The organism is Pseudomonas sp. 22515 (genome assembly GCF_052044625.1).
GTDB classification, from domain to species: domain Bacteria; phylum Pseudomonadota; class Gammaproteobacteria; order Pseudomonadales; family Pseudomonadaceae; genus Aquipseudomonas; species Aquipseudomonas alloputida.
The window spans coordinates 1-25,528 of record NZ_JBQENN010000011.1 but is presented as its reverse complement, the minus strand read 5'-3'; the positions used below and the strand labels follow the sequence as shown (position 1 = coordinate 25,528).

Annotated in this window: 19 protein-coding genes; 6 read left to right on the top strand and 13 right to left on the bottom strand. The window is 63.4% G+C overall.

Annotated features, from left to right (window positions below):
* Positions 1–50 precede the first annotated feature (50 nt).
* On the top strand, positions 51–1,970 hold the full coding sequence (locus tag ACTJJN_RS12220; protein WP_012053712.1) for a methyl-accepting chemotaxis protein: 1,920 nt from the start codon (positions 51–53) through the stop codon (positions 1,968–1,970).
* Between the two features lie 121 nt (positions 1,971–2,091).
* On the opposite strand, the gene ggt is transcribed toward ACTJJN_RS12220, so the two are convergent.
* From ggt to ACTJJN_RS12205, 3 genes are all read right to left on the bottom strand, one after another.
* Complete coding sequence (ggt, locus tag ACTJJN_RS12215) at positions 2,092–3,759, bottom strand: gamma-glutamyltransferase (protein WP_012053713.1); 1,668 nt, start codon at positions 3,757–3,759, stop codon at positions 2,092–2,094.
* Positions 3,760–3,876: 117 nt separating this feature from the next.
* Positions 3,877–4,773 (bottom strand): LysR family transcriptional regulator, encoded by an 897-nt coding sequence (locus ACTJJN_RS12210; protein ID WP_003251593.1) that lies wholly within the window; start codon positions 4,771–4,773, stop codon positions 3,877–3,879.
* 173 nt (positions 4,774–4,946) lie between these two features.
* On the bottom strand, positions 4,947–5,537 hold the full coding sequence (locus tag ACTJJN_RS12205; RefSeq protein ID WP_012053714.1) for an NAD(P)H-dependent oxidoreductase: 591 nt from the start codon (positions 5,535–5,537) through the stop codon (positions 4,947–4,949).
* Positions 5,538–5,700: 163 nt separating this feature from the next.
* Here ACTJJN_RS12205 and ACTJJN_RS12200 point away from each other — a divergent pair, with 163 nt between their 5' ends.
* Positions 5,701–6,015, top strand: a complete 315-nt coding sequence (locus tag ACTJJN_RS12200; protein ID WP_003251589.1) for a putative quinol monooxygenase — start codon at positions 5,701–5,703, stop codon at positions 6,013–6,015.
* Here ACTJJN_RS12200 and ACTJJN_RS12195 read toward each other — a convergent pair.
* Complete coding sequence (locus tag ACTJJN_RS12195; protein WP_440781287.1) at positions 6,005–6,769, bottom strand: sulfite exporter TauE/SafE family protein; 765 nt, start codon at positions 6,767–6,769, stop codon at positions 6,005–6,007. The genes ACTJJN_RS12200 and ACTJJN_RS12195 overlap by 11 nt on opposite strands.
* A gap of 77 nt (positions 6,770–6,846) precedes the next feature.
* Between ACTJJN_RS12195 and ACTJJN_RS12190 the strand changes: the two genes are divergently transcribed.
* Entirely contained in the window at positions 6,847–7,728 is an 882-nt protein-coding gene (locus ACTJJN_RS12190; RefSeq protein WP_324736940.1) for a LysR substrate-binding domain-containing protein, read from the top strand.
* A gap of 106 nt (positions 7,729–7,834) precedes the next feature.
* On the opposite strand, the gene ACTJJN_RS12185 is transcribed toward ACTJJN_RS12190, so the two are convergent.
* Positions 7,835–8,110: a metal/formaldehyde-sensitive transcriptional repressor gene (locus ACTJJN_RS12185; protein WP_003251584.1), complete on the bottom strand. Its 276-nt coding sequence runs from the start codon at positions 8,108–8,110 to the stop codon at positions 7,835–7,837.
* Between the two features lie 70 nt (positions 8,111–8,180).
* On the opposite strand from ACTJJN_RS12185, the gene dmeF reads away from it, so the two are divergent.
* Together dmeF and ACTJJN_RS12175 are read left to right on the top strand one after the other, a co-directional pair.
* Positions 8,181–9,110 carry a CDF family Co(II)/Ni(II) efflux transporter DmeF gene (dmeF, locus tag ACTJJN_RS12180; RefSeq protein ID WP_440781286.1) on the top strand — a complete coding sequence of 310 codons (930 nt, stop codon included), beginning with the start codon at positions 8,181–8,183 and terminating at the stop codon, positions 9,108–9,110.
* 96 nt (positions 9,111–9,206) lie between these two features.
* Positions 9,207–9,551: a cupin domain-containing protein gene (locus ACTJJN_RS12175; RefSeq protein WP_003251579.1), complete on the top strand. Its 345-nt coding sequence runs from the start codon at positions 9,207–9,209 to the stop codon at positions 9,549–9,551.
* Positions 9,552–9,742: 191 nt separating this feature from the next.
* Here the strand turns inward: ACTJJN_RS12175 and mmsB are convergent, their stop codons facing one another.
* Together mmsB and ACTJJN_RS12165 are read right to left on the bottom strand one after the other, a co-directional pair.
* Positions 9,743–10,630, bottom strand: coding sequence for a 3-hydroxyisobutyrate dehydrogenase (gene mmsB, locus ACTJJN_RS12170; RefSeq protein WP_440781285.1), 888 nt, complete (start codon positions 10,628–10,630; stop codon positions 9,743–9,745).
* A gap of 10 nt (positions 10,631–10,640) precedes the next feature.
* Positions 10,641–12,167, bottom strand: coding sequence for a CoA-acylating methylmalonate-semialdehyde dehydrogenase (locus tag ACTJJN_RS12165; protein WP_440781284.1), 1,527 nt, complete (start codon positions 12,165–12,167; stop codon positions 10,641–10,643).
* 132 nt (positions 12,168–12,299) lie between these two features.
* On the opposite strand from ACTJJN_RS12165, the gene ACTJJN_RS12160 reads away from it, so the two are divergent.
* Positions 12,300–13,250, top strand: a complete 951-nt coding sequence (locus tag ACTJJN_RS12160) for a LysR family transcriptional regulator (RefSeq protein WP_014859456.1) — start codon at positions 12,300–12,302, stop codon at positions 13,248–13,250.
* Positions 13,251–13,520: 270 nt separating this feature from the next.
* Here the strand turns inward: ACTJJN_RS12160 and ACTJJN_RS12155 are convergent, their stop codons facing one another.
* From ACTJJN_RS12155 to recC, 6 genes are all read right to left on the bottom strand, one after another.
* Positions 13,521–14,012 (bottom strand): OmpA family protein, encoded by a 492-nt coding sequence (locus ACTJJN_RS12155; RefSeq protein ID WP_041168526.1) that lies wholly within the window; start codon positions 14,010–14,012, stop codon positions 13,521–13,523.
* A 4-nt stretch (positions 14,013–14,016) separates the two neighbouring features.
* Positions 14,017–15,288 (bottom strand): diguanylate cyclase domain-containing protein, encoded by a 1,272-nt coding sequence (locus ACTJJN_RS12150; protein WP_012053721.1) that lies wholly within the window; start codon positions 15,286–15,288, stop codon positions 14,017–14,019.
* A complete protein-coding gene (locus ACTJJN_RS12145; RefSeq protein ID WP_440781283.1) occupies positions 15,285–15,851 on the bottom strand; it encodes a YfiR family protein in 567 nt (188 codons plus the stop codon). Before ACTJJN_RS12145 ends, ACTJJN_RS12150 begins: the two co-directional genes overlap by 4 nt.
* A 100-nt stretch (positions 15,852–15,951) precedes the next feature.
* Complete coding sequence (gene recD, locus ACTJJN_RS12140) at positions 15,952–18,027, bottom strand: exodeoxyribonuclease V subunit alpha (protein ID WP_012053723.1); 2,076 nt, start codon at positions 18,025–18,027, stop codon at positions 15,952–15,954.
* Entirely contained in the window at positions 18,024–21,698 is a 3,675-nt protein-coding gene (gene recB, locus ACTJJN_RS12135; protein ID WP_440781282.1) for an exodeoxyribonuclease V subunit beta, read from the bottom strand. The genes recD and recB overlap by 4 nt, the downstream gene beginning before the upstream one ends.
* Positions 21,695–25,177 (bottom strand): exodeoxyribonuclease V subunit gamma, encoded by a 3,483-nt coding sequence (gene recC / locus ACTJJN_RS12130; RefSeq protein WP_440781281.1) that lies wholly within the window; start codon positions 25,175–25,177, stop codon positions 21,695–21,697. Before recC ends, recB begins: the two co-directional genes overlap by 4 nt.
* Between the last annotated feature and the right edge of the window lie 351 nt (positions 25,178–25,528).

Below are 25,528 nucleotides of genomic sequence, written 5' to 3'. Positions count from 1 at the left end.
GCCTGGCGATCGAAGATCAAGAGAGCGAAATCAACTTCTGGAGAGCGTGCATGAACAGCTGGTTCGCCAACATCAGCGTCAACCTTAAACTCGGCCTGGGCTTCGGCCTGGTGCTGGTTCTCACTGGCCTGCTAGCCCTCACCGGCTGGACCAGCCTGGGCAGCCTGATCGACCGTAGCAACTGGATGGGCGATATTGGCCAGCTGAACAAGGACCTCACCGATCTGCGCATTGCGCGCCTGCAGTACATGATCGCCAACGGCGACGATACCGCCGCCGCCAACACCCTGGCCAAGCTGGACGCATTCAGCAAGCAGCAGGCCTACCTGGCCACCACCTTCAAAAGCCCGGAGAACGTCAAGCTGCTGGGTGAGCTGGGCGATACCATCAGTGCCTACAAGCTGTCGCTGAACAAGATGCGCCAGGGCTACGACGCCACCCGCGCAGCGCGCGTTTCCATGGACAGCTCGGCCATTCGCGCCGACCAGGCCATGGATGCGCTCAGCCAGGAGGTGATGGCTCGCCCCGAGGCTGACAGCGTGCGCCTGGCCCAGTACCAGCTGATCAGCAAGGCCCGCCAGCAGCTGCTGCAGGTACGCATCGATGTGCGTGGCTACATCGCCGAGAACAGCAGCGCCAACGAGCAGGCCGCCTTGCGCCAGCTGGATGCAGCACTGGCCGATACCGACAATCTCAAGCGCCAGCTGCCCAGCGCAGATACGCGCCTGCAACAGTTCGAAAACGCGGTACTGGCCTATCGTGACGCCGTACGCCAGTTCCGCGACGCGGTTGCCAACATCACCACCTCGCGCGCCGAAATGACCGTGCAGGGCGCCGACATCGTCAAGCGCAGTGACGCGCTGTACCAGATCCAGCTAGAGCGCCGTGACATCGAGAGTACCCAGGCCCGCAGCCTGCAGGCCATCGCCACACTGCTGGCGCTGCTGGTCGGCGTACTGGCGGCGGTGCTGATCACCCGCCAGATCACCCGCCCGTTGCAAGACACCCTGGTGGCCGTGGAAAAAATCGCCAGTGGCGACCTTACCCAGCACATGCGCGTCACCCGCCGTGACGAACTGGGCGTGCTGCAGCAAGGCATCGCGCGCATGGGCACCACCCTGCGCGAGCTGATCAGCGGCATCCGCGATGGCGTCACCCAGATTGCCAGCGCCGCCGAAGAGCTGTCGGCAGTCACCGAACAGACCAGCGCGGGCGCCAACAGCCAGAAAGTCGAGACCGACCAGGTGGCCACCGCCATGCACGAAATGGCCGCGACCGTTCAGGAAGTGGCGCGCAATGCCGAGCAGGCCTCACATGCAGCTACAGGTGCCGATGACGAAGCCCGTGCCGGCGACCGCGTGGTGGGCGAAGCGATTGGCCAGATCGAACGCCTGGCCGAAGACATGCACCGCTCCACCGAGGCCATGAACCTGCTGCAGCAGGAAAGCCAGAAAATTGGTAGCGTGATGGACGTGATCAAGTCGGTGGCCGAACAGACCAACCTGCTGGCGCTCAACGCAGCGATCGAGGCAGCGCGTGCCGGCGAGGCAGGCCGTGGCTTTGCCGTGGTTGCCGACGAAGTGCGCGGCCTGGCCCAGCGCACGCAGAAGTCTACCGAAGAGATCGAAGAGCTGATTGCCAGCCTGCAGCACGGTACCCAGCAAGTGGCGAATGCCATGCAGGGCAGCCGTACCCTGACCGACAGCAGCGTTGAACTGGCGCGAAAGGCCGGGTCATCGCTGGAGAGTATTACCAGTACGGTATCGAGCATCCAGTCGATGAACCAGCAGATTGCTGCGGCGGCAGAGCAGCAGAGTGCGGTGGCTGAAGAGATCAGCCGAAGCATCCTGAATGTGCGTGATGTGTCAGAGCAAACCGCAGCAGCCAGTGACGAGACGGCAGCGTCGAGTGTGGAGCTGGCGCGGTTGGGTGGGCAGTTGCAGACACTGGTCAGCCAGTTCCGCGTCTGACCTTTGGAACCTGGGGCCGCTTTGCGGCCCTTTCGCGACACAAGGCCCCAACGCAGGTCCTCGTGGGAGCGGCCTTGTGTCGCGATAGGAGGGCAAAGCCCTCCCGGCGTTCTGACAGGTACTACTTGACGATCATCCCTACCCCACGCCCACGTGGGTCGGAAGCGGTCTCAAGCTTCGCCCCATCGACGCGGATCGCCTGGATGTCGCCCATCTCCCAGCCCTGGTCCTCCAGCACATAGCCCATCTTCTTCAGCTCATCAGCTACCGGCCCGGTCAGTGGCGCATAGCTGTCGAAGTAAATGGTGTCCTTGGGCAGCAACTGATGGTGCACGCGCTGCGCCGCCACCGCCTTGTCCAGCGGCATGCCGTAGTCGTACAGGTTGTTCATCACCTGGAAGATCGAGGTAAAGATCCGTGAACCACCCGGGGTACCGATAACCAGCTCGACCTTGCCATCGCGGGTCATCAGGCTGGGACTCATCGACGACAGCATGCGCTTGCCTGGTTCGATCGCGTTGGCATCACCACCGACCACGCCAAAGGCGTTCGCCGCCCCCGGTTTGGCGCTGAAATCATCCATCTCGTCGTTGAGCAGGAAACCAGCGCCCTTCACCACCACACCACTGCCATAGTCGAGGTTGAGGGTGTAGGTATTGCTGACCGCGTTGCCCTGCTTGTCGACGATCGAGAAATGCGTGGTCTGGTGCGGTTCAAGGCCCGGCTTGACCTTGTCGGTGTCGGAAATGGCCTTCGGGTTGACCTGGGCTGCGCGCTTGGCCAGGTAATCCTTGGCCACCAGCTGGTCCACCGGCACCTTGGTGAAGGCCGGGTCGCCCAGGTAATCGGCGCGGTCGGCGAACACCCGCTTCTCGATCTCGGCCAGCAGGTGGATGTACTGCGCCGAGTTATGCGCCACACCTTTAAAGTCGGCCGCGCGGTCTTCCTTGATGCCCAGCAACTGGGCCAGCGCCACACCGCCCGAGCTCGGCGGTGGCGCGGTATACACCACATTGCCACGCCAGCTCACGGCCATCGGTTCACGCCATACCGCCTTGTAATCCTTGAGGTCATCTTTGGTAATCAGGCCTTTGTCAGCCTGCATCTGCGCCACCAGCAAATCGGCGGTCTTGCCTTGATAGAACTCGCTCACGCCCTTGTCGGCTATACGCTCCAGGGTCTGGGCCATTTCCGGCTGCTTGAACAGCTCGCCGACCTTCATGTTGCCGAAGTAATCGTTGAAGTTGGTCGCCGTCTTGAACATGCCTTGGGCATCGTTGCGGTACTGGTACTGCTTTTCCGCCACCTTGAAGCCATTTTTCGCATAGCCGATGGCCGGGGTCAGCAACTCGCTCCAGGGCAGCTTGCCGAACTTCTGGTGCGCCTCCCACAGGCCCATTACCGTACCGGGTACGCCTGCGGCGCGTGCCCCGACCAGGCTGAGGTTCTCGATGACCTCGCCCTTGTCGTCCAGGTACATGTTGCGCGTGGCGGCCTTGGGCGCGACTTCGCGGTAGTCGAGGAAGTAAGGCTTGCCATCGACAAACAGGGTCATGAAGCCGCCACCGCCGATATTACCGGCCTCTGGGTAAGTCACCGCCAGGGTGAAGGCGGTCGCTACTGCCGCGTCCACCGCGTTGCCGCCCTTTTTCAGAATATCGGCGGCCACCTGTGCACCATATTGATCGGGGGCGGCCACCGCGCCGCCCTCCAGGGTGGCGGCGTAAACTGAGGAACAGCTCAGGATCGCGGCTGCGAGAGCCAGATACTGGAAAGGGACAATACGCATGACACTTCCTTGGTGTTGTTTTTGTTGAGCAGTCAGTAAGGCCGAAGCGCTTCGACTGTGCAATCAACCGTCGGAAGTTTCGCCGCCTGTGGACAGGATTTGTCGCGATCAGGCAACTCAGCAGGCGTACATCGCCAGCTTGCGCTGGATGAAATCCAGGAAGCACTGGATGCGCAGTGCCAACTGGGTGTTGCGGTAATACACCGCGTGGATCGGCTGACGGTAGCCATTGTTGGCCTCGCTCAGCAGCACCTGTAGGCGCCCTGTGCGGATATCTTCGTGGGTCATGAAGTGCGACAGGCTGACGATGCCCTCCCCGGCCAACGCCAGCTGGCGCAGGGTTTCGCCGCTGGAAGCAACCAACGCCGGGCGGATGCTCCAGCGATCGCCCTGAGCGTGACGTAGCGGCCAATGATTGAGCGACTCCGGTTGGCTGAAGCCGAGCAGACAGTGGTTGGCCAGCTCCTCGACCTGCCGTGGCGTGCCGTGCTGCTCCAGGTAGGCCGGACTGGCCAGCACCTGCACCGGACTACAACCCAGGCTGCGCGCGTGCAGGCTGGAGTCGGCCAGCTCTCCGATGCGGATCGCCACATCAGTGCTCTGCTCCAGCAGGTCGATGATCAGGTCGTCGGTGTTGAGCTCCAGTTCGATGCCCGGGTACTGGCGGCGGAACTCGCCAATCCACGGCAGGATGGCATGCAGCATGAACGGCGCAGCGGCATTGATGCGCAATCGCCCGGTCGGGGTCTGGCGGTTCATCGACAGACGCTCTTCCATCTCGTCCATCTGCTGCAGGATCAGCCGCGAGCGCTCAAGAAAGTAGCGCCCCTCTTCGGTAAGGTCCATGCGCCGGGTGGTGCGGTTGACCAGCGTGGTGCCCAGCTTGCCCTCCAGGCGCGACAGGGTGCGGCTGACGGCAGACGGGGTCTGGCCCATCTGCTCGGCAGCAGCGGAAATCGAGCCGCAGTCGATGACGGCGACGAATACCTGGAGTTCTTCAGATCGGGTTTTCACATCAGGGCCTGTGGTTGGTCTGTGCAAGGATTAGATAACCGCTTGTCGAGGCCAAGTCCAGCGGCGCCTGAACGGGCCTCTTCGCGGGCTTGCCCGCTCCCACAAATACTGCAAAGTCCTTGAAACCTNGTGGGAGTGGGCAAGCCCGCGGCAAGGCCAGTCCAGGCAAAAAATTACTGTGCCTTGCCAAACACCTTGTCCAGATGGGCCTCATAAGCTGCCAACGCCGCCGGCACATCCGGGCGCTTCATCACATCCACAGCCAGGAAGGTCGGCAGGCCGGTCATACCCAGGAACTGGTTGGCCTTGTGGAACGGGAAGTACACGGCATCCACCCCCTTGCCTTCAAAGAAATCGCTGGGGTCATCGAACGCCTGCTGCGGCGCATTCCAGGTCAGCGACAACATGTATTGCTTGCCGTGCACCAAACCACCGCTGCCGTATTTCTGCGAGTGGTCCGAACGGGTACGGCCATCATTGGCATACAGGCTGCCGTGGCCGGCAGTGAACACGTCGTCGATGTACTTCTTGACGGTCCAAGGCGCGCCCATCCACCAGCCGGGCATCTGATAGATCACCACATCGGCCCAGAGGAATTTCTCCACCTCTTCCTGGGCATCGTAGCCGCCATCGATGAACGTCTGGCGCACATCGAAGCCGGCGCGGTCCAGGTGAGCGATGGCCGCTTCGTGCAAGGTCGCGTTGAGGCGGCCTTCGGAGTGAGCGAACTGTTTACCACCATTGAGCAGAAGGATCTTTTTCATGCTGGCCTCCACGACCGAGTCAAAAATTGATGCCGGCAGGTTAGAGGCTCGCGGGGGCGGGATACAGCGGTGACGGGGCAAAATACAATTGACCAGAAGTCACGAATGAGCAATACATTATTGCCGTAGAATAGCGTCACCCCCCATCACCGAGTAGCGCCCCATGAGTGAGCCGTTCGCCTTTATCCTCAAAGCCAAGACCCGCCCGGAAATGGCTGATGCGTTCGAAAACCTGTTCCGTCCCTACGTCGAGCCAAGCCGCCAGGAACCCGGCTGCATCGAATACCACATGCTGCGCGACCAGCAGGACCCGAGCCTGTTTGTGTTCTTCGAAGTGTGGGCCGACAAGGCCGCGCTGGACGTGCACTCGGCCCTCCCGCACATGGCTGCCTTCTTCGAAAAACGCATGGATTACCTGGAGCGCGATTTCGATATCCAGAGGGTCGACATGCTCAGCGCTTCGTCCGCTAGCCGTTGATCAGCAGATGGACGCCGAGTGCGGCCAACCCGATGAAAAAGCAACGCTTGAACAGCAGCGCGCTGATCCGCTGACGCAGCCACTGGCCCGCCAGCATGCCGAGCAAAGCCGGCGCCAGCATCAGCAGCGACGCCCCCAACGCCTGGCCCCCCAAGGCATCCTGCCCGGCCAGGCCTAGGGCCAAGGCCAGGGTCGACACCGTAAACGACAGGCCCAGGGCCTGGATCAACTGTTCGCGGCTCAAGCCCAGGCTCTGCAGGTAAGGTACCGCTGGCATCACGAACACTCCGGTCGACGCCGTGACCACACCCGTGACCAGCCCGCAAAGCGGTCCCAGCCAGCGCTCGTGTCCCGGGCCCACCTGCAGGCCCGGGCCGACCACTCCATACAACGCGTAGACCAGCAAGGCGGCCCCCAGCGCGTGCACAGCCCAGGGGCCACTGTTGATTCCCAGCCAGGCGCTGCCCAGCAAGGTGCCGACAAAGATCAATGCCAGCATTGGCCCCAGGCGGACCAACAACCCCCGCAGATGCCCGCCGCTGGCCAGCTGCCACAGGTTGGTGAGTGTCGAGGGCACGATCAACAACGCGGCAGCCTGCGCCGGTGGCATAGCCAGGCCCAACAGGCCCATGGCAATGGTGGGCAGGCCCAGGCCGATGACCCCCTTCACTGCGCCCGCCAGCAGGAAGGTCAGTACAATCAGCAACGACAGTGCCGGGCCAATGTTCTGGTAAAACGCGAGCAAGGTAGTCATGGGCCGATGATGCCGTGCCCCGGGCGACGTGAGAATCTGCCATATACTCAGCCAGCCTCTTGCCAGGACAGAGCCACATGCATTTCGACCTGATCGACCTCAAGCTGTTTCAGCACACCCTGGAGTGCGGCAACATCACCGCCGGCGCCAGCCGCAGCCATCTGTCACTGCCAGCAGCCAGTGCGCGCATCCGCGCCATGGAAGCATCGCTGGGCATTCCCTTGCTGGAACGTAACCGCCGTGGCGTACAACCAACGCCGGCTGGCCAGGCACTGTTGCAGCATGCACGGCTGATAACGCAGCAGGTCGAACGCCTGCAGTTCGATCTGGGCCTGTACGCGCAAGGGCAGCAAGGCCAGGTGCGCCTGCTGTGCAACACCGCAGCGCTGACCGAATACCTGCCCGAACTGCTGGCCAGCTACCTGGCTGAAAACCCTGGAGTCAGCGTGGATGTGCAAGAGCTGCCAAGTTTGCGCATCGTGCAGGCAATCACCCAAGGCATGGCCGACCTGGGCATCGTGTCCACAGCCGCCCCCAGCGAGCACCTGCAGACCCGGCCGTTTCGAGACGACCCGCTGGTGCTAGTGACGCCACAGGGCCACCCACTGGCCAGTGCGCTGGCGCCAAGTTTCGTCGACAGCCTGGCCCATGGCTATGTCGGCCTGGGGGCCGGCAGTGCACTGGGGTTGTACCTGGAAGAGCAAGCGCTGCACGAGGGGCAGCGCATGCAGGTTCGGGTACGAGCAGAGGGGTTTGATGGGGTGATCCGCATGGTCGCGGGCGGGGCCGGAATCGGGGTGGTGCCGCTGGCAGCGGTGCAGCGCTGGCAAGGGATGCTGCCGTTGCACTGGGTGGCGCTGCAGGAGCCATGGGCCAACCGCCGGCTGCTGGTGTGCGCGCGGGATTTCGCGGCATTACCAGGCTATGCCGCCGGACTGGTATCCACCCTTACCCACTGACAGCCTTCGCTGGCACGCCTGCTTCCACAAACGCGTTCGCGTACCGCTCGGACCGTGAAGGTATTGATACCCCCCTGGGGTATTCGTGAAAGGGTACGGCGACCTCCTACTTCAGATAAGAACGCAGCAACGCTGCCACCTTGTCTGCCTCGTCCTGCCGTTCCTCGGCACTCAGGCCGTCCGCCACGAGGTGATCGCGGATGTGCCCTTCCATCACCTCGGCCATCAGCCCGTTCACCGCGCCGCGCACGGCAGCGATCTGCTGGAGGATCGCCAGGCAGTCCTTGTCCTGCTCCAGCGCCGTCTCCAGGGCGGCGGCTTGGCCTTTGATCTTGCGCACCCGGGTCAACAGCTGCTTCTTGCTCTTCAGGGTATGTGCCATTGGGTTTCACGCCATGCTAGGTATACTGGGGTATAGTATTTTTCTCGATCTTCCGGGAGCATGATAAACCATGGCGACACAAACCTCAGACCGCTGGCAGCACAGCCACCAGTTCCACACCAGCAACCTGGGCGCTGAGCGCAAAACCCGCCTGGCGGTTTGGCTGACCACAGTGATGATGGTGGCGGAGGTTGCCGGAGGCTGGTACTTCAACTCCATGGCGCTGCTGGCCGACGGCTGGCACATGAGCTCCCACGCCCTGGCACTTGGCCTGTCCTTGCTGGCCTACGCTGCCGCTCGGCGCTATGCAGGTGACCGGCGCTTTGCCTTCGGCACCTGGAAGATCGAAATTCTCGGCGGCTACTCCAGCGCATTGCTATTGCTGGGCGTGGCCGGACTGATGGCGTTCCAGTCGGTGGAACGGCTGTTGGTGCCGGGACAGATCCACTATGACGAGGCGATCTTGATTGCCGTGGCGGGCCTCGCCGTCAACCTCGTCTGCGCCTGGCTGCTACGCGATGACCATCATCATGACCATCACCCTCACAGCCACGATCATCACCATCACCATCACCACGACCTAAACCTGCGCTCGGCCTACCTGCATGTGATGGCTGATGCCGCCACTTCGGTGCTGGCCATTGCTGCCTTGCTGGCCGGCAAGTTCTGGGGCGCCAGTTGGCTCGACCCAGCGATGGGCCTCGTCGGTGCGCTGCTGGTCGCGCTGTGGGCCCGTGGCCTGCTGCGCGATACCGGGCGAGTGTTACTGGACGCCGAGATGGACGCCCCGGTTGTGGCGGAAATCCGCGAAGTGGTCGCGCAATTGCCGGCGCCGGCCAGTATCACCGACCTGCATGTCTGGCGGGTGGGCAGGGACCAGTACGCCTGCATTCTTGGCCTGGCCACCCAGGCCACACTGAATGCCGACGGCGTGCGCCAGGCCCTGGCCGTGCACGAAGAGTTGGCGCACATCACTGTCGAGGTAAACCGCCTGCCATAGCGCGACCAGACACCTGGACGTCGAGCCCAGGCAACTGCTGCGCGGCCGTTGGGCCTATGGTGACCCGTCATTCAGCCAGTCACCAGGAGTTGTGCCATGTCCGATTTCATCACCGTCCTGCGCGAAACCTGCCCGACGCCGGTCGTGGACGCCACCAAGTGGAAGCGCATCGGCGGCGATCCGCACACCGTCAACCTCAATGCCTACCTGTCGGCCGACGGCAGCAAGATCATGGGCACCTGGATCTGCACCCCGGGCAAGTTCGAGGTCAACTACGATAAATGGGAGTTCTGCCACTTCCTCGATGGCTATTGCATCATCACCCCGGAAGGCGAAGAGCCCAAGCACCTGAAGGCGGGTGATGTGTTCGTGATCGAACCGGGCATGAAAGGTACGTGGGAAGTGGTCGAGACTGTCCGTAAGTATTTCGTCTTCGCCTGACCTGCAGGCGCGGATTTAGCTGCGAATGCGGCGGTGAGGCTTCTGCAGCATTCGCGGGTGAACCCGCGCCTACAACGGCCGCGCACTACCTGTAAGCGTGGACAAAAAAATCGCGGAGCAGACGCCCTTCCCTCTGGTGCGCAGTTACAGAGGGAAGGCCACCTGGCCCGCGATGAAGTCCACCTCTTGCATCAATCCTTCTTGCGATAACCCTCGACGATGGCCGAGAAGTCCTTGCCACCCTCGCCTCGCAGGCTCATGGCCTGGTACAACTGCTGGGCCACGGCACCTAGAATCACCGGTTGGTGTGCCTGTCGTGCCGCCTCGGTAGCCAGCCCGAGGTCCTTGAGCATGAGTTCGGCGCCAAAGCCACCGGTGTAGCCACGCGATGCCGGTGCGGTTTCGATGATGCCCGGCCACGGGTTGTAGGTGTCCGAGCTCCAGCAGCGCCCGGTCGAACTATTGATGATGCCAGCCAGCACCTTGGTATCGATACCCAGCGCGTTCCCCAGGGCCATGGCCTCGGACACGCCGATCATCGAAATGCCTAGCAGCAGGTTATTGCAGATCTTGGCGATCTGGCCGGTACCGACTTCCCCGCAGTGCACGATGTTGCGGCCCATCTGCTCCAGTACCGGCTTGAGGCTGGCGAACAACTCGGTACTGGCGCCGACCATGAACGTCAGGGTGCCGGCCGCCGCGCCGCCAGTACCACCGGAAACCGGCGCATCCCCCATGTCCACACCCTTTGCCGCTGCGGCCTTGGACACATCACGTGCGGTCTGCGGGTCGATGGTGCTGCAGTCAACGGTCGGCGTGCCAGGGCGAATGCCGGCCAGTACGCCGTCCTCGCTCAAGTACACGCTGCGCACATGGGCTGCGGCCGGCAGCATGGTGATCACCAGCTCGCTGTTGGCCGCCGCGTCCTTGGGCGAGGGGCTGATCTGCCCGCCCAGTTCTGCCAGCTCGGCCAGCACGGCCTTGTTCAGGTCGAACAGGTTCAGCTGATGCCCGGCCTTGATCAGGTTGCGGGCCATGGGCGCGCCCATGTTGCCCAGGCCGATGAATGCGATACGCATGACGTACTCCTTAGCGCAGGCTAATGGTGGTGTTCACACCGTCGTTGACGCTGTTGTCATCGAACCAGCGAGCAGTGACGGTCTTGGTCTGAGTGTAGAACTGCACCACTTGCTTGCCGTACGGCCCGAGGTCACCGAGTTTGGAACCCCGCGAGCCGGTGAAGCTGAAGAACGGTACGGGTACCGGGATCGGGATGTTGATGCCGACCTGGCCAATATCGATTTCGCTCTGGAACTTGCGGGCCGCAGCGCCGCTCTGGGTGAACAGGCCGGTGCCGTTGCCGAACGGGTTGGCGTTGACCAGGGCGATGGCCTCGTCGAGCGTATCGACTTCCAGGGTCACCAGCACCGGGCCGAAGATTTCCTGGGTATACACCTGCATGTCGGTCTTCACGCCCGAGAACAGGGTTGGGCCGACGAAGTTGCCTTGCTCGTAGCCCGGCACCTTGACGTCACGGCCGTCAAGTTCCAGCTTGGCGCCTTCCTTGATACCGCTTTCGATCAGGCCCAGCACACGTTCCTTGGCACGCTTGGATACCACCGGGCCAACGTCGGTGCCCGGCTCACAGCCAGCATTGACCTTGAGCTTGCTGGCAGCCTCCTTGATATCCGGCAACCATTCGCGGGCCTTGCCCACCAACACCGCCACCGAGGTCGCCATGCAGCGCTGGCCCGCCGCGCCGAAGGCAGCACCCACCAGCGCATTGATGGTTTGTGTGCGGTTGGCATCAGGCAACACCACCGCGTGGTTCTTGGCGCCCATCATTGACTGCACACGCTTGCCATGCTGGCTGCCAAGGTTGTAAACGTGCGTGCCGACTTCAGTAGAGCCCACGAAGGAAATCGCCTTGATGTCCTGGTGGGTGCAAATGGCATCCACCACCTGCTTACCGCCGTGCACCACGTTCAGCACACCGGCCGGTACGCCGGCTTCCAGCGCCAGCTCGACCAGTAGCATGGTCGACAGCGGGTCCTGCTCGGACGGTTTGAGCACGAACGTGTTGCCGCAGACAATGGCCATAGGGAACATCCACAGCGGGATCATTGCCGGGAAGTTGAACGGGGTGATGCCAGCGCATACGCCGATCGGCTGGCGCAGGGTGTAGGTATCGACACCGCCGGCGACGTTCTCGGCAAATTCGCCCATCTGCAGGGTGCCAATGGACGCCGCGTGCTCGACCACTTCCAGGCCGCGGAAGATATCGCCTTCAGCGTCGGCCAGGGTTTTGCCCTGCTCGGCGCTGAGCACCTGGGCAATGCGTTTGGTGTGTTCGCGGATCAGCGCCTGCAGCTTAAGCATGATGCGCATGCGCGCGCCGATCGGGGTGTTACGCCATGTCTGGAAAGCGCGGTGAGCAGCGGCCACGGCTGCATCGACTTCCTCGACGGTGGCGAACGGTACGCGCGCCAGCACCTCTTGGGTGGCCGGGTTGACGATGTCACGCCATTCGGTGGTTTTGGACTCGACCCACTGGCCGTCGATCAGCAGCTTGACCTGCTCGACCTTGGTGCTGTTAGGGGATTGCGGTGCGTTCATCTGCGTTCTCCTTGGAATTGTTGTCGGGACGAGATCGCCAGCGCCGGGCAAACGCGGGGTGGCGTCCTGAGGCTTGTTTCGAGTATAGATGTGCAAACATCCAACAAGAACGCACAAAAAAACCGGATCATCATGCAAAAAGACCTCACATCCCTGAGCGCGCTCAACTGGGACGATTTGAAGTTCTTCCTCGAAGTGGCTCGCACCCGCAAGGCCAGCAGTGCCGCCAAACGGCTGAGCGTGGACTACACCACCGTGTCGCGACGCATCAGCTCGCTGGAGGGTGCGCTGGGCACCTTGCTGTTCGAAAAGTCGCGCACCAACGGCTTTGTGCTGACCGCCGAGGGCCAGCGCCTGCTGGGCTATGCCGAATCGATCGAGAGCACACTGCACATGGCGTGCGAGCAGGTGTCCGGGTCGGGGGTGGCGTTGTCGGGCCATGTGCGCATGGGCTGCACGGAGGGCTTTGGCAGCTTTTTCATCACGCCGCAGCTAAGCCACTTCGTCGACGCCTACCCGGCGATTTCGGTGGACATCCTGCCGCTGCCGCACTTCATCAGCCTGTCCAAGCGTGAAGCGGACATCGTCATCGCGCTGGAGCGGCCCGAGCATGGGCCTTATGTGTGCTGCAAGCTGTGCGATTACCGCCTGCGGCTGTATGCCACCCAGGGCTACCTGGACAGCCACGCGCCGATCCGCCAGGTGACGGACCTGGCCAAACACCCCTTCATCAGTTACGTGGATGACCTGGCGTTCAGCTCCGAGCTGCTGTACCTGGCCAACCTGATCCCCAACGCCAGCGCACATTTGCGCAGTACCAGCGTGATCGCGCAGTACACGGCAGCGCTGCAGGGGCGTGGGCTGGCGATATTGCCGTGCTTCCTCGCCGCGCAGGACCCGCGATTGGTCACGGTGTTGCCGGAGGAGATCGAGGTGACGCGGCAGTTCTGGATGTATTGCCGGGAGGATTTGCGCAAGCTGAAGCGGATTACCTTGCTGTGGGATTACATCCGGTCGGTGACCGAGGCGAATGCGCCGTTGTTGATGGGGCAAACCCGCGAGATGCGCTTTGCCCAGGACTGATGGGCCTGCGCATTTCCGAAGCCAACACAGCCCCTGTAGGAGCGGGCTTGCCCGCGAACACCGGCGAAGCCGGTGCCAGACAGCGCGTTGCCTGCTTCGCGGGCACGCCCGCTCCCACAGGGGATATGTGACTCATGGGGCTGCGCATTTCCAAAGTCAAGCACAGACCCTGTGGGAGCGGGCTTGCCCGCGAACACCGGCGAAGCCGGTGCCAGACAGCGCGTTGACTGTTCCCACAGGATATATATGTGACTGCCCGAGCGGCGACGATCAGTAGGACGCTACCACGATGGACACCCGACGGTTCTCGGTACGCCCAGCGCTGGTGCGGTTGTCCGCCACCGGCTGGCTGCTGCCCAGGCCACGGCTCTGAATGTTCTGCGCCTGCATGCCAATCCCCACCAGCGCCTTGGTCACGCTTTGCGCGCGGCGCTCGGACAGCTGCTGGTTATACGCCGCCTTGCCCGACGAGTCGGCATGCCCGTCCACCCGCACGCCCTGGATACCAACGCCGAGCAGCGCCTTGCCGATGCGCTCGACAATCGCCTGGCTCTGGCCATTGAGGCTGTCCAGATCGCTGCCGAACAACACTTTGCCAGACAAGTCGTAGGCCCAACCTTCATCGGTCGGGGTGAAACCTTCGCGCTTGAGCACGGCAATCTGTTCTGGGGTAAGGCCTTTCGGGGGCGCGCTCTGGCAACCCGTCAGCGCCAGCATGGCGAGCAACAAGGCCCAAAGCGGAAAACGTAAAGCGTGCATCACGGGTTCAACTCCTGTTCCTGATTTCGTTGGCGGACCGTTCCGTCTGCGCCAGTTGCCAATGGCCACGGCGTTCGCGCTTGGCCTGGTACATTGCCGCATCGGCGGCATTGAGAAGACTGGCGGGGTCAGCGCCGTCATCCGGGTAATAGGCAATACCGACACTCAGCGAGGTGGAGATACTGCGGCCGCTGTCCAGTTGCACCGGCAGCTTCATGCTGGCAACGATCTTCTCGGCAATGTGTTCGGCGTCCTTGCGCGTATGCAAAGGCGTCAACAGCACGGCAAACTCGTCGCCCCCCAGGCGCGCCACCAGATCGTGCTCGCGCAGTTGGGCGCGCACACGTTCGGCCACGCTGATCAACACCTCGTCACCCACGGCGTGGCCAAGGGTGTCGTTGATCTGCTTGAAGTGGTCGCTGTCGAGGAACAGCAGTGCCAGGTGGTCCTGCTGACTCGCCGCATTCCGCACGCTGCGGCTCAGGCGCCCTTCAAAGAAGGCGCGGTTGGGCAAGCCGGTCAGGCTATCGTGGCTGGCCTGATGGGCAAGGGTCTGGTTTTCGCTCTGCAGGTGGCTATGCCACACCTCCAGTTCATCCAGCAGAGCATTGAAGTCATTACCCAGCTCGTTCAGCTCGGCAATCGGCGCTTCTGGTACGCGCCGGTCGAAGCTGCGCTCGCGGCGGGCGGCATGGGCGACACTGGCCAGGCCGCGCAGCGGGCGGGTGATATCGCTGAGCAGGCGCCGCGACAGATACTGGGCAGCCAAGGCGCTGAGGACCGTGCAGAACAGGATACCGGCCAAGCCACTGAGCAGGAACAGCAACAGGCTCCTGCCCTGGCCTGCCAGCTCGATGTGCCCGACCTGCTGTTGCTGGTGCACGATCGGCAGAATGACCGGCTCATCCAGCAAGGCGCTGGCAACCTGCACCTCCAGCTGCGCGAGCATGCCGGTATTGTCGCGTTGCCAGTGCGCCAGTTGCTCGCCCTCGTTGTTGAAGACCTTGGCCTCGGCCACTTCTTCGGTACTGGCAATCAACGCCAGCGACTCATTGGCAGCGGCGCTGTCATCGAACACCACCGCCGCCTCTACCGTGTAATTGATCGAGCGGGCGATCAACTGCAGGTTATGGTTGGCATAGACACGCAGGGCGAGCACGCCCAGCAGGGTGAGGGAGATACCCGCCAGGCCAACAGCAAGCAAGGCGACGCTAAGGTGACCACGGCCCAGCACCGAGCGCAGGGTCGGGCGCACCGTACGCTTGCGGGTCGGTTTCATGGCTGCCCCCCCCGGCGCCGCGACAACTGCAGCACGCTGGGGTGAATACGCACGCCAGAGCGTGCCACCGAGTCGAGATTGACTTCAAAGGCCACCTGCTGGTCGCTGACCCGCAGGCAGAACAGGCTGCCGACCGTGCAGGGGTCATCCGCCTCGCTGATGCTCAGCACCGGGTGGCCGCCGATACGCTGGAACAGCCGATCCCGCTGGCCCTGGTCAAGCTTGCCAATGTAGAGGGCATCGCAGGCCTGGGCGATCTGGGTGTCTTCTGCCAGCAAGCGCCGCACCTGCAGCGGCCGGCCGGACTCCTGGACATGGCCCTTGATGAGATCGTCGGCGTACTCGGTCGGGCCGACCAGGCACAGGCGCAAAGGAGAGGGTTCGACGGGCCAGCGGGCGTAACTGAAGATACCCAGTACTACCTGGGTGACTGCCTTGGCGCGTTGCTGTGCCTGGGCGGCGGTTTTGCCGGAGTCTGCCCGGGCAGCGCCTGCAGAAAGGAACAGGACCGCCAGCAATAGCGAAAGCGCACAGCTTGTCACTCGCCTTGCGGCCACGTTCATGTGGGAAATCCCTTTAAGCCCCTTCCGATATCGGCGCAACGATAGCACATGGCCGCTTTATTGTATGAGCCTGCAGCCACGTGTAATGGGTGTCATGGCCCTAGACCTGCTCGAGCATCAACCCGGAAATACGCCGTACTTTGCGCGCCACCGCTTCTTCGAAAATGCCTTGGCGTGGCTCGACCAGGCTGAAGCAGTGCTTGGCCCGAGTGATGCCGGTGTACACCAGTTCCTTGGTCAGCACCGGGTTGAGCGCATCCGGCAGCACCAGGGCAGTGTGGCTGAACTCCGAGCCCTGGGACTTGTGCACGGTCATGGCGAATACCGTTTCCACTTCGTTGAGCCGGCTCGGCAGAACGAACCGCACACCACCACTGCCGTCGTTGCGCGGGAAGGCCACACGCAGCAGCGGCTGGCCCTGCTCATCCGGCAAGCGCAGGGCTATACCGATGTCACCATTCATCAGGCCCAGACCGTAGTCGTTGCGGGTCACCAGCACCGGGCGCCCTTCGTACCAAGGTTGCTGGCTGTCGATCAGACCGGCATTGTGCAGCACCCGCGCCACCCGTTCATTCAGGCCTTCGACCCCCCAGGCGCCCCGGCGCACCGCGCACAGCAACTGGAAATCCTCGAAACTGCGCAACACCTTGCCCGCCCATTGCTCCCAGGCGGGGTCGTCAAAGGCGGTATCAAGTGCTGGCCGGTAACGCCCAAGGGTGCGCAGGTAGCTGCGGTAGCCGTGCGGTCCATCGGTACCGCGGTTCAGACCGTCCAGTAACAGGCGGTCAAAAGCACGATCCTGCTCGTGCTTGAGCGACAGGCTGTGCACGTCAGCAGGCGGCGCGGCCAGCAGGTTGCGCGCCGCGTGAGCATCCTGACGATTGACCAGTCTGGCCAACTGGCCAATACCGCTGCCTTCACCGAAACGCCGTGAAAACCGCAGCATCACCACTTGCTGAGCCAACGGGTGGCGCTGCTCATCGCCGGCCTTGAGGCCACTGCCGGCCAGCGACTCGCCACTGACCTGCTGAAGCCACGCTGCAGTCGCCGGCGAGTAAAAGCCCTCCTCAGCATCCCGGCACAGGTCACCCAGTACCGCGCCGGCCTCGACCGAGGCCAACTGGTCCTTGTCGCCCAGCAGCACCAGACGCGCCCGCGGCGGCAAGGCATCGAGCAGGTTGGCCATCATTTCCAGGTCGATCATCGACGCCTCATCGACCACCAGCACATCCAACGGCAACGGGTTGCCAGCGTGGTGGCGGAAGTGCCGCGAGCCCGGGCGGCTTCCGAGCAGACGATGCACGGTGCTGACTTCAGTGGGGATTTGCCCGCGTACTTCGGCGCTGACTTGCAGGCGCTCGACTTGCTGGCCAATGGATTCGGTCAGGCGCGCAGCGGCCTTGCCGGTCGGTGCAGCCAGGCGGATGCGCAGTGGCCTACCCTGCTCCACTGCCGGCGCCTGCAGCAACGCCAGCAGGCGCACCACGGTGGTCGTCTTGCCGGTGCCGGGGCCACCCGTGATGATGCTGAAACCGGCCCGGGTGGCCAAGGCGCAGGCAAGCTTCTGCCAGTCCACCTGGCCAGCTGGCGCGCCGCCCTCGAACAGTTGCGCCAGGCGCTCTGGCAGGTCCGCAGGCGGTGCTTCGGCCTGACTCAGGCGCTGGCGCAGGGCATGGTCAATGCGCCGCTCGTAACGCCAGTAACGGCGCAGGTAAAGGCGCTCGCCACTGCGTACCAGTGGCCGCGCCTGCTGGCCAGGCGTATCACCTGCGGCCACCAGCGGGCTGGCGATGATGCGCTGAAGCCAGGCATTCAAGTCAAGGTTGGCCAGCAGTTGCGATGGCAGTAGCAAAGGGCCGATAAGGGCGTCACCTTCCGGCGGCAACGACAGGGCGAAATCCGGCTCGGCCAAGGTTTGTTGCAGGTCGAGGCAGACATGTCCGTGCCCCAGTTGGTGGCTGGCCAGCGCCGCTGCCAGCAATAGTAAGGGATCACTGCCGGGGGCACGCTCTTCCAGGAACGACACGAACGCGCGGTCCAGGGCACGTAGCCAGCCCCGCTCAACCCAGCGGTCGAGTAATTGCAGCAAATCAGCGCTGTTGTGCTGCGGTGCCAGCGCCAGCAGGTGCTCTGCGTGCAACGGGGTGGGCAACAGGTCGACAAGGCTTCGGCTCATGGCGCAACTCCGGCAAACAGGTCCTGCTGTACTGGCGCGTGCTCACCACGGAACAGTGCATCGAGGCTTTCGATCAGCTCACGCGGTGGCTTGGCGTGGTACACGCCGTGGCCGCTGCTGCTGGCACCGCGCAGGAAGATGAACAGGGCGCCGCCAACATGGCGGTCATAATCGTAGTCCGCCAGCCGCGCGCGCAACTGGCGGTGCAGGGCCAGCAGGTACAGCACATACTGCAGGTCGTAGCGGTGCTCAAGAATCGCCTTTTCCATGGCCATGGCATCGTAGGCCTGGATGTCCGCACCCAGCCAGTTGGACTTGTAGTCGGTCACGTAGTAACGCCCGTCCAGCTCGAACGCCAGGTCGATGAACCCTTTGAACATGCCGTTTAGCACAGTCGGCTGCGCAGCTGGGCGCGCCAGACCGGGGTGGGTGTGGCGTGCCACCAGGCGATCGAGTTGTTCTGCGTCGACCCGGTGGCTGGCGAACCAGAATTCCATTTCGATCTGGTAATGACGCAGCTGGCCCAGCGTTACGCTCTGGTCGCTGCCCGGCAGCGGCAACGCCTCGCCCAGCAAACGTTGCATCCAGTGGCTCAGGGTGGGGATCCAGCCGGCCCAGTCACGGCGATTGCAGCGCTGGCCAACGGTACGCTCGATCAGCTGAGGGTTACCGCTGACCTCGCTGAAGCCCTCACGGCCTGCCCACTCCAGCAAACCATGGAGGAAGGTGCCGGGGTTAGGCCCCCGCGGGAAGCGATGGATATCGCCGCTGTCGGCGGGGACCTCGCGCAACACCTGGGCATCGGGCACCTCGTCATCCAGCAGTTGCTGGGCCTGCGAGCTGTCGGCGCCGAGGGTCTGATCGCCGACACGAAGGGCACTGTACGAAGCGATCCACCAGTGCTCGGCAGCCGCATGGCGTGGCCTGCGTGCCGGCAGCAGTTCACGCTCGGCGTGTGGCATGCGATATATCTGCTCATCCGCCTGCGGCAGGCCTGGGCAAGTGATGTGCGGGCACTTCGCCGCCAACGTCTGCAACCAGTCCGTCAGCTGCGCCGAGCCAGCCAGGGCCAGGCCGCCCCCCAGCAGGTAGCCAAACGCCGAGCGATGCAGCTGCGAGCTCTTCTGATTACCGCGCTTGAGGTCGGCGACACCCAGCCAGCATGCATGCTGGGCACGGGTCAGGGCCACGTAGAGCAGGCGCAGGTCTTCGGCCAGGCGCTCGTCGTCAGCGCGCTCGATCTGCTCCTCGTCAGGTGTGAGGGTGAGGTGGGCGTTACCTTCGCTGTCATGCCAGGCCAGCGGTAGACGGCTACCATCCACCGGTTTGCTGGTGCAGATGAATGGCAGGTATACCAAGGGATATTCCAGGCCCTTGGACTTGTGGATGGTCACCACCTTGACCAACTGTTCGTCGCTCTCCAGGCGCAGGATCTGCTCTTCACCGGCCTGACCGGAACTGGCCAGGTGCTCGGCCAGGTGGCGGATAAGCGCCTGTTCGCCGTCCAGCTCGCCAGCGGCCTGCTGCAGCAGCTCGGCCAGGTGCAGCAGGTTGGTCAGCACCCGCTCGCCATCACTGCGGCGAATCAGCGTACGCGGTAGCTGGAAGTCATGCAGCAGGTGACGCAACATCGGCAACACCCCCTGGCGCTGCCAGGTGTCGCGGTACAGGCGAAAACGTATCACCCAGCTTTCCCAGACCCGCTCGTCCTGGTTAAGCCGGTCCAGCGCAGCCAGCGACAGGCCCAGTGTAAGGCTGGCCAGAGCAGCCTTGAGCAGGCGCTCCGAGTCAGGCTCGGCGCAGGCCTTCAGCCAGGCCAGCAGGTCGTGGGCTTCCTGGGCGGCAAACACCGAGTCCTTGTCGGACAGGTAGACGCTGCGCACCTCGCGTGCGGCCAGTTCGGCGCGGACCATCTGCGCCTCATGGCCATCGCGCACCAGGATGGCAATGTCCGAGGGCAAGCAGGCGCGCAATTCGCCTTCGGCATTCTGGAAACCCGCCGTGCCCTGCTGGCCGCCATTGAGCAAGGCGACAATATGGCTGGCGCAACTGGCGGCCAGTTGCTGGCGGTAAACACTGCTGGAGACTGGCTCTTCACTTTCCAGCTGCCAGCATTGCAGGGCTGCACTGACTTCACCGTCAATCAGCAGCTGTTCGCCACGCCCCTTGGCGCGCACCTCGATGAATGGCAGCGGGTTGTCATCGGCCTCGCGGAACAGGAATGCACCCCGCCCCGCTTCACGCGCCTCGGCCTGCAGGAACACCTGGTTGACCGCCGCCACCATGGCTTTGCTGGAGCGGTAATTGGTGTCCAGGCTGTGCAGACGGCCGCTGGTGGCGCGCCGCGCCGCAAGGTAGGTGTAGATGTCGGCACCGCGGAAGGCGTAGATCGCCTGTTTGGGGTCCCCGATCATGAACAGACCGGTTTCGGCGCGGTTTTCACTGATCTGGTAGATGCGCTCGAAAATGCCGTACTGAACCGGGTCGGTGTCCTGGAATTCGTCAATCAGCGCTACCGGGAACTGCTCACGAATCAGACTGGCCAGGCGCTCGCCGGCCTCGCTGGCGAGTGCGTGCTGCAAGCGCACGAGCATGTCGTCGAAGCCCATTTCTGCACGCCGGCGCTTCTCCACTTCGAAACGTGCCGATACCCAACTGGCCGCGTGCTCGAGCAGAGGGGCATCCGGGCTGTCCAGGGCCTGCAGTTGTTGCTGCAAGTGCTGCATGGCGTTGAGGGCTGGGTGCTCGGGAGGTTCTCCCTTCCAGGCCTCGGCCATGCCCGCCGGGGTCAGCCGGGTAAAGCCGGTGCCCAAGTCGAGCTCTACCAGTTGCTCATCGCTGGCCCAAGCGCAGAGCTTGTCGAACCAGGGCTCGAAGTAACGGGCTTGCATCTTGCGGCCGTCGACCTGTTTGGCGGCCAGCGCATCGCGGCAGATTTGCCGCAGTTCCTCGGCCCACTGTGCCCATGGCGCCTTGATCCGGGCCAACTGTGCACCACGTTGCTGCAGCGATGCCTGGATCAATGCGGCGGGCTCTGGCCCATCCTGCTGGGCGCGCACACGGCCGAACAGTGGGCGAATGCGCGGCAGCAAGGCGTCTGGACTCCCCCAGTTGCCGCGCACCCAGGCCAGTGCGTCACCTTGCATCCCATAGCAGAAGCGCCGCCAGTAATCGCGCATGACCTGGCCCAACAACTCGCTGTGGTCGGTTTCCAGGGTCTGGGTGAACAGGCTGCCGCTGTCGAAGGCATGCTCGCGCAGCATGCGCTGGCACCAGCCATGGATGGTCGATACCGCAGCCTCGTCCATCCACTGCACGGCGATTTCCAACCGGCCGGCGCAACGCGGCCAAGTCTCTTGTGGGTAATCGTCACGCAGTTGGTGCAACAGCGGATCGGCGCCTTCCAGCTCGCCACGGAAGAACCGTGCGGCTTCAGCCAGGCGGGCGCGGATACGCTCGCGCAGCTCTTTGGTCGCGGCGTCGGTGAAGGTCACCACAAGGATCTGCGGTGGCAGCAGCTCGCGCTCGAAGCCCTGTTCGCCACCGTGACCGAGGATCAGGCGCAGGTACAGCGCCGAAATGGTGAAGGTCTTGCCCGTGCCGGCGCTGGCCTCGATCAGCTGGCTACCGTGCAGGGGGAAACTCAGTGCCAGAGGACGGTCCTGGGTCATGCGCCTTTCTCCGGTTTGCCCAAGGTCTGCCAAGGGGCGGTGAACAACGGGCGATACAAGGTTTCGCACCAGCCTTCAAACGTTTCGTCAGCAGTGAGTGCTGCAAAGTCCCGGAACTGGCGGGCCAAGGCAATGCTTTCACTCCGTTCGCCAAAACTGGTGCGTTCGTCGCCTTCGTAGGCGCGAGCTGCTGCGGCCATGGCTTTATCGGCATCGTCCTGGGCCAACCAGGCGAACGCGGTCTTGGCCGCGACTGGCAACGGCGCATTCATTGCCGCCTGACGGGCCACCAGTAGGTCGCCCAGCAGTTGCGCGGCCAGCGCTTGCGGCAGCGGTGCAAGCAACAGGGTCAGGTCACTGGCTACCAATGCACTGTTATAGGGGTAGCCCGCTGCACAGGCCGCCAGGTGCGTAGCCCAGGGCGCGATAAGGCGGTGCCACTTCAGGTTGTTGCGCCCGGCACTGATAGTGTTGGGTACTGTGGTGATGCTGAGAAGGCTCTGATCTTCCGCCTGGAACACCCGGCCCAGCCAGCCCTCCAGACGGTGCTGACCGTGCTCGAAATGCACCGGCAAAGCGCCCTCGACCAGCTGTGGCCAGCGTTGCAGCAATTGCTGGTGACGTTGCAGCAGGTCCGGCAGCGGTTCGATCAACTCGTTTTGCAGCAGTTCGCCGAAACCTGCTAGCGGCAGCAAACCGCAGGCCTGCAGGCGTCGGGCCTGGGCGCGCAAGGCCTGTTCGGCGTTGTCTGGTTCGGCCAAGGCGGCGCCAAGCAGGCTTTCACTGGCGCCGTAGCGTTGCAGGGTATCGAGGACGAAGGGTTCCTCGTCCGGGGTCGGCGCTTCCAGCGCCTCAAAGTACACCTTCAAGCGCTGGCTGAAGAAGTGCCGTACCGGGTGGCGCAAGAAGTCATTCAGCTGGTGCAAACTCAGGGCTTCAGCGTCCTGATAAGGCGGCAGGCCCGGCTCGCTCTGCTCGTCTGCCTCACCTTGCTGGTGCAGCACCTGCCATTCATGGGCATAGCTGAACAATGGGCTGCCCTTCTGGAAGTACCGAGGGCTGAACGGCTGCAGCGGGTGCTCCTGGGTCAGTGCGTGCAACAGTTGCTCGCCCGGTTTCGCGGGCTGGCCCTGCTGCGCGTCGGCCAAATGCCAGCCCGCAGCGATGTGATCGCGCAACTGGCCGATCAGCACCGAGGCCGGGCGTTCGCTATTGTCGCGAATACTGCGCCCGACCCAGCTGACATACAGTTGGTCACGTGCGGACAGTAGCGCTTCAAGCAACAGGTAACGGTCGTCTTCGCGGCGTGAGCGGTCGCCGGGGCGATAGTCGCTGGCCATCAGGTCGAAGTCCAGCGGTGGCTGCGCACGCGGATAATCGCCATCGTTCATGCCCAGCAGGCAGACCACCCTGAACGGGATCGCGCGCATGGGCATGAGTGTGCAGAAGTTGACCGAGCCGGCGAGGAAACGTTGTGACAGCTTGCCCTGATCAAGGCCCGACAACCAGGCTTCACGCACCACGGTAAGCGGTAGCGGGTCGTGCAGGCCGACGGTCTCGCACACCTCAAGCCAGCTATCACGCAAATCCTGCAACTGCATCAACAGGAACTCATCACCCTCGTCCTCGGCGAGGAAGAACACGTGCAGCAAGGCATGCAGTCGCTCGCCCCACTGGCTGACGGTGGCAGGCTCGGACAAGGCCTGGCAGGCGACTTCGAGCGCATCCAGCAACGCGACCAGCGGGCCGATCAGTGCCGCGTCCAGGCCACCGATTTCATCGTAGGGCTCAATACCATCACAGGCCTCACCCACCCCCACGGCATAACCCAACAGCATGCGGCGCAAGCCGAAACGCCAACTGTTCTGTTCGAGCCCGGCGGGCAAGCCCAGGCTCGCCCGCTGCGCGGCGTCAAGGCCCCAACGGATGCCAGCGCCCTCGATCCAGCGGTGCAGCGTGGGCAGATCGTTTTCGCGGATGCCGAAGCGGGCGCGGACTGCCGGCACGTCCAGCAGGTCGAGCACTTCGCTGACCGCGAAGCGGCTGTCAGGCAGTTTGAGCAGGTGCTCAAGCGCGATCAGCAAAGGCTCGCGACCACGCTGGCCCTGGTCTGTCAGGGTGAACGGGATGTAGCGCGGGTCGTTGCGCTGCAACTGGCCGAAGACGGCGCGGATATGCGGCGCGTAAGTGTCGATGTCCGGCAGCATGACGATTACGTCGCGCGGGCGCAAAGTCGGGTCGGCGCTGAAGCGGGCCAACAGCTGGTCGTGGAGGATCTCCACTTCACGTTGCGGGCTGTGCGCAACATGGAAGCGGATCGAGCGGTCTTTTGTGGTGTCGACTGGCGGCCACCGTTCGCGGCTCTCGGCGAGCGGGCGCAACTCCAGGATGTCGTCCTGCAGTTCGTTTAGCAGCGTGGTGGGCGAACCGTCGCTGAACAGGTCGATGCGGCCGTCGCTGAACACGCCCTGGTAGCTGCCTGGGTCATCATAGCTGTCGAGCAGGTTGATGTAGTCGCGGCCTTGTTTACCCCAGGCTGCCAGCAATGGGTGGGCATGCTGGTGCAGCGTCTGGTCGTCCAATTGCAGGGGCATGCCTTGCTTGCGTTGCTGGCGTTTGTACTGGTGGCGCAACAGGTCCTTGTCGGCGACGATATCGGCCCAGTGGTGGCGGCATGGGTTGTGTACGCACAGCAATACCTGACTGAAACGCGACAGGCCTGCCAGCGCTTCCAGGGCCTGGGCCGGCAGCGAAGAGATACCGAACACGATCACCCTCGGTGGCAGCCCTGCAGGCGCCTGCTCCAGGCTGTTGATGCGCTCGATGAAACGTTGGTGTACTCCGGCGCGGCTCTGCGCCATGCCTTGCTCGCCAACATCCTCCAGTAATGCTCGCCACAACTCGGCTTGCCAGCGGTTGCCTGGCGGCAGTACTTTGCGCTCGCCGCGGGCCGTGTTGATGACGTGCTCGCCACTGGCCCAGTCCTTGAGCCAATCGGCACGGTAGACCTGGTACTGGTCGAACAGGTCGGCCAGGCGCTCGGCTAGCTGGTAGCGCTTGCGCAAGTCACTGTCGTCGGTGAGGAAGCGCCGCAGTGGCTCGAAATGCGGACGCTCGATGAGCGCTGGCAACAGACGCATCAGCCGCCAGGTCAGTGGTGCCTTGTCGAGAAGAGACACTTCGGGAATTTCGCTACGGCCAAGCACGCTGCGGTAGAGCTGCCACATAAAGCTACCGGGCAGTTGCACATCGATGGCAGCGGCGATGCCGCAGCCGCCTTGGTCATCTTCCAGCGGATCTTCAGCCAGGGCCAGCTTCAGCCATTGGGCGATGCCATTGCTTTGCACCAGGGCAATTTCGTTTTCCAGAGGCGCCAGCGGGTAGCGACGCATCCAGCTCACTACCAGGCTACGCAGGTCGTCGAGGCGGTTGCCGTGGACGATCATGAAGCCTGGGTGGAGATGGGCGGTGTGGGGCATCGGAAGGTCTCTGGAGGCGCTGATGGCTGAGAGGGGAACGATATCACGCGCACATGAAACGGCCGAATGCCATCAGGCTGTGGGAGCGGGCACTTCAACGCGGTGCCATCCGCAGCGTGGCACTCCCGATCCATAGGGGAGGTGACGTTGGTGGCCTGGAGAGTGTGCGCCCCTGCCTGGCGTTGCCCCCTTCCCCGTAGGAGCGGGTTTACCCGCGAACCCTGTAGGAGCGGGTTTACCCGCGAACACCGGCGAAGCCGGTGCCATCTCCTTTTTTGCCCACAAAGACAAAACCCCTACCTGCATGTGCAGATAGGGGTTTTGCGAAATGAATCTTGACGATGACCTACT